Raw genomic sequence first — 10,422 nt, 5'->3', positions numbered from 1 at the left:
TCCCTCAGAGACGATGAGGTAGATAGGTCTGAGGTGGAAGCGTAGCGATACGTGGAGCTGACAGATACTAATCGATCGAGGACTTAACCAAATAGAAAAGCGGAGGCGCCTGTTCAGCGACGTATGGACTGGAGCACATCGACTGAGATAAAGGAATCACGAAGAGCGGAGCGATTCGATGATGACTTATCGTAGGGAGATGAGTGAAGTCCACTAGTCGCTAGGCGCCGGAGCTGGACAGTGAATGCACAGTAAATATGAATGCCGATTATCTAGTTTTGAAGGAACAACCTTCAATTCAATACAATGTTTGGTGACGATAGCGAAGAGGTCACACCCGTTCCCATTCCGAACACGGAAGTTAAGCTCTTCAGCGCCGATGGTAGTTGGGGGCTGTCCCCCTGTGAGAGTAGGACGTTGCCAAGCATATATTAAAACTTATTAAATTGTCATTCCACAGTAGCTCAGTGGTAGAGCTATCGGCTGTTAACCGATCGGTCGCAGGTTCGAATCCTGCCTGTGGAGCCATGCTTCCATAGCTCAGCAGGTAGAGTGCTTCCATGGTAAGGAAGAGGTCACCGGTTCGAGCCCGGTTGGAAGCTTTTTAACGAAATCAAATGGCCCGTTGGTCAAGCGGTTAAGACACCGCCCTTTCACGGCGGTAACACGGGTTCGAATCCCGTACGGGTCACCATTTTTATGCCGGCTTAGCTCAATTGGTAGAGCAACTGACTTGTAATCAGTAGGTTGAGGGTTCAAGTCCTTTAGCCGGCACCATTTATCTGGAGGGGTAGCGAAGTGGCTAAACGCGGCGGACTGTAAATCCGCTCCCTGTGGGTTCGGCGGTTCGAATCCGTCCCCCTCCACCATTTTAACTTTATTTTAATAAAGTTAAAGCCTCTGGCGGATGCCACAGATTTTCAATGGTAGTTTTTTGGGCAAGCTCGAAAAAATCTGGGTACAAATACGCCATGGAGTATTTGATTAATAGAACTTCGACTAAATACGGTCACATCCTATGACCAATGTCGAGGCCAGTACATCCTGTACAAGTGCGGAAGTAGTTCAGTGGTAGAACACCACCTTGCCAAGGTGGGGGTCGCGGGTTCGAATCCCGTCTTCCGCTCCAATTATGTTGGGGGCTTAGCTCAGCTGGGAGAGCGCCTGCCTTGCACGCAGGAGGTCAGCGGTTCGATCCCGCTAGTCTCCACCAACCTACATACAATCACGCTTAGAACAATAAGTTCTAAGTGTTTTTTAATTTTGTACGGAACAGATCAGGTATGATTCTATTATCTTGCCAAAAATATATGCTGAAGCAGAGTGATAGGAAGGTTCAGGCAATGAACGTGCCCAAATCGCTTGTCCAAGTAATGTCCCGGAACGCAAGATTGTTTAACGTTCCCGAAGTGGGTGTAAAGGCGTTGCATAAGTAAAGCAAAATTGCTTATAGTTACCCAAATGCGTGCAAAAAGCATGGAGGCGGTCACTAAAGAACGATATAGAGCCCCAAAGCGAAGAAGAAAGTTAATCTCAGTCACTAAAGCTCCGCTTAGCTTCCATATTAAGGAAAATAAACAGCATCCGCTCACTAAACACAGAACGAGAGCCAGCCCTAACCCCCTAACTCGATAACTATATTTAACGCCTAACACCAGGCTTCTCGTCTCAACTCCCAGCCCCCCCTGCATATATATTCAAAATTATGTCAAGTTGAGTCATCCCCCTAATAATGGTTAATATAATAATAAATAGCAGTATGGGGGGAGTAATAATGAACAAAAATATTTCAATAATCGGTGTACCAGTTGACCTTGGACAAACAAGGCGTGGAGTTGACATGGGACCAAGCGCTATTCGTTATGCTGGAGTGGTTGAGCGCTTAGAAGCATTACAGTATGATATTGAAGATCTTGGTGATATAGAAATAAAACGGCCACCAAGAAGAGAAATCGCAGCAGACACGAATTTAAAGAATTTAAAGGAAGTGGCCGATGCTAGTGAAAGGCTGGCTGCCAAAGTAGATGAAACGATTAAAGCCAATCGTTTTCCTCTAGTATTAGGTGGTGACCATAGTATTGCAATCGGTTCCATTGCCGGAATTTCCAAGCATTATGAAAGCTTAGGTGTAATTTGGTATGATGCTCATGGTGATTTAAATACAGCTGAAACGTCTCCTTCTGGGAACATTCATGGAATGCCGTTGGCGGTATGTCTTGGACTTGGCCATCCTGATTTAATTAATATTGCCGGTTACAATCCAAAGGTGAAGCCTGAAAATATTGTTATCATTGGTGCTCGTTCACTCGATGATGGCGAGAGGAAGCTTATTCGCGAAAAAGGTATCCGCGTTTATACGATGCATGAAGTTGATCGAATGGGCATGACAGCCGTAATAGAAGAAACTATTAGCTACTTATCTGCTAAAACAGATGGTGTGCATTTGAGCCTCGATCTTGATGGATTAGATCCAAGTGATGCGCCGGGTGTTGGTACGCCTGTGATTGGTGGATTAAGCTATAGAGAAAGTCATTTAGCTATGGAAATGCTTGCTGAGGCGAATATTATTACTTCAGCTGAATTTGTTGAAGTGAATCCTATATTAGATGAGAAAAATAAGACTGCATCATTGGCAGTAGCATTAATGGGTTCTTTATTTGGAGAAAAACTTAAGTAAATCAAACAATCAAACTAAAAGTTTCGTTTTTCATTTTTTCCATATAATGTTTCCCATTCATTTAGAAGGTTGTCCAATTTTACACTGATCGTAACTACTTCATATGAATGGAGAGGAAAGAGGGTACTGGTTTTTATCATTTTTTGCCTAGTATCCTCGATTCTTTTTAATAATACTTCCTCCTTGCTGTTATTAATCTTCACGCCTTCACTTCCTTTCCAAAATAAATATTGTATTACATATATGAATATCCTTTTTTATAAATTTTCAAACATCTGAAACAATATTTGTTATACTAGTTAGGGGTAAATTTTAACAAATTAAGGAAATGAAAAATGTTATTATAAAAATGAAACTTATCTGCCTGGTTAACCGTATTAATAATAACCGCAAGTTGCGGAGGGAAAAGGTAAAATGGATACTTTAATAAAAAAGAGAATAAAACAAGTCAAAAAAGGCGACCAAAGTGCCTTTGCGGAGATCGTTGAGCTGTTCAAGGACAAAGTATATCAACTTTGCTATCGAATGGTCGGGAATGCTCATGATGCGGAAGATATCGCACAGGAAGCTTTTATAAGGGCCTATGTTAATATCAACAGCTATGATACAAATAGGAAATTTTCTACTTGGTTATATCGGATTGCGACGAATCTTTCAATTGACCGGTTACGAAAGAGAAAGCCGGACTACTTCTTAGATGCGGAAATTGAAGGGACAGAGGGATTTACGATGTATTCCCAAATTCCATCCGATGAGCTTCAGCCAGATGAGATGGTAGAAAGCCTTGAATTTCAAGAATGGATTCAACAAGAGATCAACGAACTTCCAGTTATGTACCGTTCTGTTATTGTACTGAAATATATTGAGGAACTATCCTTAAAAGAAATTGGGGATATCCTCGATTTACCATTAGGGACCGTAAAAACTCGTATACATAGGGGAAGGGAAACATTAAGAAAAAGATTACGTAATGTTTAAAGGGGTGAGAAAAATGAAATGTGCACAAACCTATGTTGAGTTAATGCATAAATACTTAGATGAAGAAATTGCAACAGAAGAGGAAAAACAATTAAGAAAACATTTACAAGAATGCACAAGCTGCCACAGCCATTTTCAGGAACTAAAAAAAGCACTTGCATTAGTTCAAAGCACAACATATATTCAGGCTCCTTTACATTTTACCGCCAATGTGATGGCAAGACTACCAAAAGAAAAAACAACTGTAACCTATGGAAGATGGTTTAAAGACCATCCAATGCTTGTAGCAGCGGCTGTATTCGTTATTTTAATGACCGGAAGCGTATTTTCAACCTGGAATAGCGATACACAACTATCTGTTTCCAAGCAATCCAACCTCCAAGTCCAAGGCAACACTGTAATTGTTCCGGAAGGGGAGGTTGTCGAAGGAGATGTATTTGTAAGAAATGGTGATTTAAAAATTGAAGGCGAAGTCCAAGGGGATGTCGTTGTTATAAATGGTGATAAATATCTAGCCTCTGCTGGTAAAGTAACGGGTAATATTGAAGAGATCGACCAGTTCTTTGGGTGGATGTGGTACAATATTAAAGACTTTTTCAGCCATCTTTTTTAAAAATAACAGCTGGGTTTAAGTTTAAAATAGAGGAAATTTAGCTATCTTTTAAATAAGATAGCTTTTTTAACTTCATTCAAAAAGGTAACCATATACAAAATGTGTTATAATAAGTTCGTTATTGGCATTACTAAACTTAATTCAGTATATAAAAGAGGAAGTGTGAAAATGCCTATTGGAAACTTTCCAATTCTAGATTACATCGGAGAAGCCATCGATGTTTTTCTTGTTGCCTTTGTTATCTATAAATTAATCATGCTAATCCGTGGGACAAAGGCAGTCCAATTACTAAAAGGCATTTTAGTAATCCTTGCAGTTTGGTTTTTAAGTAGTTTTTTTGGATTGACTACGATGCAATGGTTAATGGATAAAGCGATAACGTGGGGATTCTTGGCAATTATTATTATCTTTCAGCCAGAACTGAGAAGAGCGCTAGAACAACTAGGTCGTGGCCGGCTATTCTCAAGAAGTGCAGTTCCTGAGGAAGAAATGATTGCTAAAACTATAGAAGAGATGGTTAAGTCGATTACATATATGGCAAAGCGTCGTATTGGGGCGTTGTTGTCAATTGAGCGTGAAACGGGTATGGGTGACTACATTGAAACAGGCATCCCGTTAAATGCTAAAGTAACATCAGAGCTTTTAATCAATATTTTTATTCCAAATACACCACTACATGATGGTGCAGTAATTGTGAAGGAAAATGAAATTAAAGCAGCGGCGTGCTACTTGCCTCTTTCAGAAAGTCCCTTTATTTCCAAAGAGTTGGGGACACGCCACCGCGCCGCTTTAGGAATAAGTGAAGTAACGGATAGTATTACAATTATCGTTTCAGAGGAGACTGGTAATATTTCTTTAACGAAAAACGGAGAATTGTATCGCAATTTAAGTGCGGACACTTTAAAAGAAATGTTAACAGAAGAATTAACGATGAAGACAATGAAAGCAACTTCCTCATCACTTTGGAATTGGAGGGGGAAGAAGAATGAAAATTGATCAATGGTTAAATAGTCCATGGTTTATTCGAATTCTGGCACTGTTTTTATCGTTAATGTTATGGGCCAATGTGAATATGGAATCTGGCAATGCCCCTGCACCTATTGGGAGTCTACCGCAGGTGAGCAGATCAAATGAAGTGCTTTCCAATGTCCCGCTTAAGGTCTATTATAATCAGGAAAAATACGTCGTTTCGGGACTCCCACAAACAGTAAATGTACAACTCGAAGGCAGTAGCAGTATTGTAAAAACGATTGAAGCACAAGGGGAGTACGAGGTTTATGTAGACCTACAAAATTTATCGGCAGGACCACATAAAGTGCGGATTAACCATCGAGGTTTTTCAGATAATGTAACTGTAAAAATAGAACCTTCAATCGTTGATGTTACGATCCAAGAAAAAGTGGAGCAAATCATGTCGGTAAAAGTTCAAATTATCAATGAAGACAAATTACCGGAAGGCTATACGGCAGATCAGCCAATTTCTGTACCAAATAGTGTTGCGATCAGGGGATCATTAGAACAAGTCCAAAAGATTGGCTTTGTCGAAGGATATGTTGATGTTGCAGGAGCAACTGATACTGTAAAGATGGATGTTCCGCTTAAGGTATTTGATCATAATGGTGAAGAACTGAAACTAGAAATTGTACCTGCAGTTGTTGAGGTAAAGGTACCAATAAGTCCACCTGGGAAAAAGGTACCATTTAAAATCAACCGTAAAGGAAACTTACCAAAAGGTCTAAGCATCCAATCGTTTGAAGTAACGCCAACGGAAGTAACTGTTTATGGAAAAAAGGAAAACCTTGATAAAATAAAAATGATTGAAAATATAGAGATCAACCTATCTGATATTGAAAATGACCAAACACTCGAGGTAAAAGTACCTGTTCCAGAAGGAGCGATCAAAGTTAGTCCGGAGGTCTTGACGATAAAAATTGACGTTGAGAATGAGGAAAGCAAGACATTAACGAATGTACCGATCAAGATTAATGGTGTTCCGAATACACAGGGTATTTCTTTTATTGCCCCTGAAGATGGATTAGTTAATTTGACCGTTTTTGGTGCGAGAAAATTACTTGATAGTATTGGACCAGAAGACTTTGATGTCAGATTAAACGCAGGTGGCTATTCAAAAGGTGAATATGAAATTGATATTGAGGTTGTATCAGGTCCGCAAGACATTCGCTGGGAACTAAATCCTTCAAAGGCAGTTGTAAATATTGTAAATGACTAACTAATAAAGTTGAAGCCATGGCGTCGCCCAGTTAATCTGGGCGACATTCGCCAATGGTATTTGATGTAAAAAAGGAGCGAAAAAATAATGGGAAAATATTTCGGAACCGATGGTGTTCGGGGTGTCGCAAATAGTGAATTAACACCTGAACTTGCTTTTAGAATCGGTCGTTTTGGCGGATATATTTTAACGAAAAATATGCCTACACCTAAGGTGATTATTGGGCGTGATACAAGAATTTCTGGTCATATGTTAGAGGGAGCTCTAGTAGCCGGCTTGCTATCGATCGGGGCAGAGGTTATGAGATTAGGTGTGATCTCAACACCGGGCGTGGCTTTCCTTACGAAAGCGTTGGGAGCTCAAGCGGGAGTTATGATATCTGCATCGCATAATCCTGTTCAAGATAATGGGATCAAGTTCTTCGGACCAGATGGTTTTAAATTATCAGATGAACAAGAAAATGAAATCGAACAACTGTTAGATATGGAAGAAGATCAACTTCCTAGACCAACAGGAGCAAATTTAGGACAAGTGAATGATTATTTTGAAGGTGGACAAAAATACCTTCAATTTTTAAAGCAGACGGTTGATGAAGATTTCTCAGGCATTCATGTTGCCTTAGACTGTGCCAACGGAGCTACATCATCATTGGCGCCGCATCTTTTTGCCGATTTAGAAGCCGATATTTCAACAATGGGCGTCAATCCGGATGGTTTAAATATTAATGACGGAGTAGGGTCAACCCATCCGGAAAGCTTAGCACAGTTTGTTTTAGAAAGAAAAGCTGATATTGGACTTGCCTTTGATGGTGATGGAGATCGTTTGATTGCCATTGATGAAAATGGAAACATTGTTGATGGCGACCAAATTATGTATATATGTGCGAAGTACCTCAATGAAAGAGGAAGCTTAAACAAGCAAACTGTTGTCTCAACAGTGATGAGTAATCTTGGTTTTTACAAAGCGATTGAAGCTAACGGCATTAAAAGTGTTCAAACAGCTGTCGGTGATCGTTATGTAATGGAAGAAATGAGAAAAAATACTTATAATTTAGGCGGAGAGCAATCAGGTCATATCATTTTCCTTGATTACATCACAACCGGAGATGGGATGCTGTCAGCGATCCAGCTTGTTAATATCATGAAGGCTACACGTAAAAAACTATCTGAATTAGCCAGCGAAATGGTTAAATACCCACAGCTATTAATTAATGTAAAGGTAACAGATCGTTCATTAATTGAATCTAACCAAAAAATTCAAGATATCATTAAAGAAGTTGAAGCGGAAATGGGTGAGAACGGCCGATTACTCGTACGTCCATCTGGTACGGAGCCCCTTATTCGCGTAATGGCAGAAGCCGAAACAGAAGAGCTTTGTGAATACTTCGTAAACAAAGTAGTGGCGGTTGTTCAAGAAGAACTTGGAGCTGAATAAAGACAATATAAAATATGCATAAAAGGTACCTCAATGCCCACTTATGCATATTTTATTTATATACTGATAACAATGTATACTTTATGTTGGATATCAGTATAAGAAAGGACATCGAGGGCCTTCAGGTCATACCTTTAGGTACTTCCGCCATTGTGGGCGGAAGTCGTGTCTTTCTAATGGTTGGAAAAAATAAATAAATTGACGGTTGTTTTGGTCTATTGTAACATTGAAATGATTTGCCTCATTCAAAAAAGAAAGGAAGGACCGTTTTTTTAATGTAAGTTTAAGCGCCAGAACTATTCTGAACGAAATAGAGTAGTTGACGAGGTGGAGGTTCATCGAATATCGGCGGATGCCTCCCGGTTGAATCACAGCCGTAAGCTTATCCGAAAACAAAGAGGCAACTTTTTGCACAAACGGTTAAGTATGATTTCAACTTCATTCAGCCAAAAACGCTGAATGAAGTTTAGCCTCCGGCGGATGCCTCAGATTTTAAGTGGAAATTATCGAGCAGGCTCGATAAAATCTGGGCGCATATTTGCCAAGGCAAATATGATTTTGTAAACAACTAATGAAAATCGAGCGGGGCAAGAAAGCCCCTCTTTCTTGTCCCGGCAAGGAGGAAGTTTATATGTGCGGTATCGTAGGTTATATTGGTCAAGAAGATACGAAGGAAATTTTATTGAAAGGATTGGAAAAACTTGAATATCGTGGCTATGATTCAGCAGGTATTGCTGTATTAAATGAGAATGGTGTTCAATTTTTCAAAGAAAAAGGCCGAATTGCACGGCTTCGTGATGCGGTTGATGTCAGTATTGAAGCGAAAGCAGGAATTGGTCATACACGTTGGGCTACTCACGGTGTTCCAAATAGAATGAATGCACATCCTCACCAAAGTGCGTCAGGTCGTTTCACACTTGTTCATAACGGGGTAATTGAAAATTATGAGCTATTAAAACGCGAATACCTTAGTGAGATTGAGTTCAAAAGTGATACAGATACAGAAGTTATTGTTCAAATGATTGAGGTTTTTGTAAATACAGGAATTACTGTTGAAGAAGCTTTCCGTCAAACTTTAACAAAGCTTAAAGGATCTTATGCAATTGCACTTTTAGACAATCAAGACAGTGAACGAATCTATGTCGCTAAAAATAAAAGCCCATTACTAGTAGGCGTAGGCGATAACTTTAACGTTGTGGCAAGTGATGCAATGGCTATGCTTCAGGTTACGGACCAATACATCGAGCTAATGGATAAAGAAATGGTTGTATTAACAAAGGAATCCATTACTATTAAAAATCTTGATGGCGAAGTGATTCATCGTAACCCGTTTACTTGCGAATTAGATGCAAGTGATATTGAAAAAGGAACATATTCACACTTTATGCTAAAAGAAATTGATGAGCAGCCCTTTGTGATTCGCAAAATAATCCAAAGATATCAAGATGAAAACAATGCACTTAAGCTTGATGATAAAATCCGTAAGGCGATGCAGGAAGCAGACCGCGTCTATATTGTTGCTTGTGGCACAAGTTATCATGCCGGTCTAGTTGGAAAACAGTTCATTGAAACATTAGCGAAGATCCCGGTTGAAGTGCATGTAGCAAGTGAATTCTCATATAACATGCCGATTTTATCAGAAAAGCCATTGTTCATTTTCATTTCCCAAAGCGGGGAAACAGCAGATAGCCGTGCTGTACTAGTAAAAGTTAAGGCTTTAGGACACCGTACTCTAACCATTACGAATGTACCTGGTTCAACATTATCACGTGAAGCTGACTTTACGCTTCACCTACATGCAGGACCAGAAATTGCTGTTGCCTCAACGAAAGCCTATACAGCTCAAATGGCTGTATTAGCAATCTTAGCGGTTGATACAGCTCGTACAAAAGGAATCGAGTTAGACTTTGACCCAATTCAAGAATTAAGTATTGTTGCCAATGCAATGGAAGTACTTTGTGACCAAAAAGACGAAATGGATAAAATTGCACGAGAATATTTAGCTACAGCACGAAATTGCTTCTTTATCGGGCGTGGCATTGACTTCTATGTCGGCCTAGAAGGGGCCCTAAAATTAAAAGAGATTTCTTACATCCAAGCAGAAGGATTTGCAGGCGGTGAATTAAAGCACGGAACCATCGCTTTAATTGAAGAAGGTACACCTGTTGTGGCGATCGCAACCCAAGAAACAGTGAACCTCGGAATTCGCGGTAATGTCAAGGAAGTAGACGCACGCGGCGCCAACTCATGCATCATCAGCATGAAAGGACTAGAACAAGTTGGCGACCGCTTCGTCATCCCGGCAGTCCATGAATTAATGACACCATTAATTTCAGTTATACCATTACAGCTTATTGCTTACTATGCATCATTACAGCGCGGCTGTGATGTTGATAAGCCACGTAACTTGGCCAAGTCAGTAACAGTAGAATAATTAAGTAAACGGTAAGACAAGGGGGTGTGGCTTTGTGTACACACCTAAAAAACATT

General features: G+C 40.0%; 8 protein-coding genes, 7 tRNA genes and 2 rRNA genes. 16 read left to right on the top strand and 1 reads right to left on the bottom strand.

The window, feature by feature from the left end:
• The 10 genes from P9E47_RS02105 to rocF all read left to right on the top strand — a co-directional run.
• A 23S ribosomal RNA gene (locus P9E47_RS02105) occupies nucleotides 1-91 on the top strand; the annotation flags it as partial.
• A 218-nt stretch (nucleotides 92-309) separates the two neighbouring features.
• Nucleotides 310-426 (top strand): 5S ribosomal RNA (gene rrf / locus P9E47_RS02100).
• Between the two features lie 27 nt (nucleotides 427-453).
• Nucleotides 454-528 (top strand) — tRNA-Asn (locus P9E47_RS02095).
• Between the two features lies 1 nt (nucleotide 529).
• Nucleotides 530-602: transfer RNA gene (locus tag P9E47_RS02090), tRNA-Thr, on the top strand.
• A 17-nt stretch (nucleotides 603-619) separates the two neighbouring features.
• A tRNA-Glu gene (locus tag P9E47_RS02085) sits at nucleotides 620-694 on the top strand.
• A gap of 7 nt (nucleotides 695-701) precedes the next feature.
• Nucleotides 702-777 (top strand) — tRNA-Thr (locus tag P9E47_RS02080).
• A 7-nt stretch (nucleotides 778-784) separates the two neighbouring features.
• Nucleotides 785-869, top strand: a tRNA-Tyr gene (locus tag P9E47_RS02075).
• Nucleotides 870-1,054: 185 nt separating this feature from the next.
• Nucleotides 1,055-1,129 (top strand) — tRNA-Gly (locus tag P9E47_RS02070).
• Between the two features lie 8 nt (nucleotides 1,130-1,137).
• A tRNA-Ala gene (locus P9E47_RS02065) sits at nucleotides 1,138-1,213 on the top strand.
• A gap of 561 nt (nucleotides 1,214-1,774) precedes the next feature.
• Nucleotides 1,775-2,677 (top strand): arginase, encoded by a 903-nt coding sequence (rocF, locus tag P9E47_RS02060; RefSeq protein ID WP_003329368.1) that lies wholly within the window; start codon nucleotides 1,775-1,777, stop codon nucleotides 2,675-2,677.
• A gap of 14 nt (nucleotides 2,678-2,691) precedes the next feature.
• On the opposite strand, the gene P9E47_RS22900 is transcribed toward rocF, so the two are convergent.
• Entirely contained in the window at nucleotides 2,692-2,880 is a 189-nt protein-coding gene (locus P9E47_RS22900) for an aspartyl-phosphate phosphatase Spo0E family protein (RefSeq protein WP_003329369.1), read from the bottom strand.
• A gap of 211 nt (nucleotides 2,881-3,091) precedes the next feature.
• Between P9E47_RS22900 and sigW the strand changes: the two genes are divergently transcribed.
• The 6 genes from sigW (at nucleotide 3,092) to glmS (ending at nucleotide 10,366) form a co-directional block, all read left to right on the top strand.
• A complete protein-coding gene (gene sigW / locus P9E47_RS02055) occupies nucleotides 3,092-3,655 on the top strand; it encodes an RNA polymerase sigma factor SigW (protein WP_003329370.1) in 564 nt (187 codons plus the stop codon).
• Between the two features lie 13 nt (nucleotides 3,656-3,668).
• Nucleotides 3,669-4,268, top strand: a complete 600-nt coding sequence (locus P9E47_RS02050) for an anti-sigma factor family protein (protein WP_003329371.1) — start codon at nucleotides 3,669-3,671, stop codon at nucleotides 4,266-4,268.
• 168 nt (nucleotides 4,269-4,436) lie between these two features.
• Complete coding sequence (gene cdaA, locus P9E47_RS02045) at nucleotides 4,437-5,264, top strand: diadenylate cyclase CdaA (RefSeq protein ID WP_003329372.1); 828 nt, start codon at nucleotides 4,437-4,439, stop codon at nucleotides 5,262-5,264.
• Nucleotides 5,254-6,498 (top strand): CdaR family protein, encoded by a 1,245-nt coding sequence (locus tag P9E47_RS02040; RefSeq protein WP_051678139.1) that lies wholly within the window; start codon nucleotides 5,254-5,256, stop codon nucleotides 6,496-6,498. The genes cdaA and P9E47_RS02040 overlap by 11 nt, the downstream gene beginning before the upstream one ends.
• Before the next feature lie 87 nt (nucleotides 6,499-6,585).
• A complete protein-coding gene (glmM, locus tag P9E47_RS02035) occupies nucleotides 6,586-7,932 on the top strand; it encodes a phosphoglucosamine mutase (protein WP_035195133.1) in 1,347 nt (448 codons plus the stop codon).
• A 631-nt stretch (nucleotides 7,933-8,563) separates the two neighbouring features.
• Nucleotides 8,564-10,366 carry a glutamine--fructose-6-phosphate transaminase (isomerizing) gene (glmS, locus tag P9E47_RS02030; RefSeq protein ID WP_326162500.1) on the top strand — a complete coding sequence of 601 codons (1,803 nt, stop codon included), beginning with the start codon at nucleotides 8,564-8,566 and terminating at the stop codon, nucleotides 10,364-10,366.
• Nucleotides 10,367-10,422: the final 56 nt, after the last annotated feature.

The sequence above is a fragment of the Schinkia azotoformans genome, assembly GCF_035811335.1.
Taxonomy (GTDB): Bacteria; Bacillota; Bacilli; order Bacillales; family Bacillaceae_J; genus Schinkia; species Schinkia azotoformans.
This window is presented reverse-complemented; position numbering and strand designations above follow the sequence as displayed.

What these genes read in the sequence shown, in the direction of transcription:
- rocF (WP_003329368.1), top strand. Translation starts at nt 1,775, where the DNA reads ATGAACAAAAATATTTCAATAATCGGTGTACCAGTTGACCTTGGACAA.
- sigW (WP_003329370.1), top strand. Translation starts at nt 3,092, where the DNA reads ATGGATACTTTAATAAAAAAGAGAATAAAACAAGTCAAAAAAGGCGAC.
- P9E47_RS02050 (WP_003329371.1), top strand. Translation starts at nt 3,669, where the DNA reads ATGAAATGTGCACAAACCTATGTTGAGTTAATGCATAAATACTTAGAT.
- cdaA (WP_003329372.1), top strand. Translation starts at nt 4,437, where the DNA reads ATGCCTATTGGAAACTTTCCAATTCTAGATTACATCGGAGAAGCCATC.
- P9E47_RS02040 (WP_051678139.1), top strand. Translation starts at nt 5,254, where the DNA reads ATGAAAATTGATCAATGGTTAAATAGTCCATGGTTTATTCGAATTCTG.
- glmM (WP_035195133.1), top strand. Translation starts at nt 6,586, where the DNA reads ATGGGAAAATATTTCGGAACCGATGGTGTTCGGGGTGTCGCAAATAGT.
- glmS (WP_326162500.1), top strand. Translation starts at nt 8,564, where the DNA reads ATGTGCGGTATCGTAGGTTATATTGGTCAAGAAGATACGAAGGAAATT.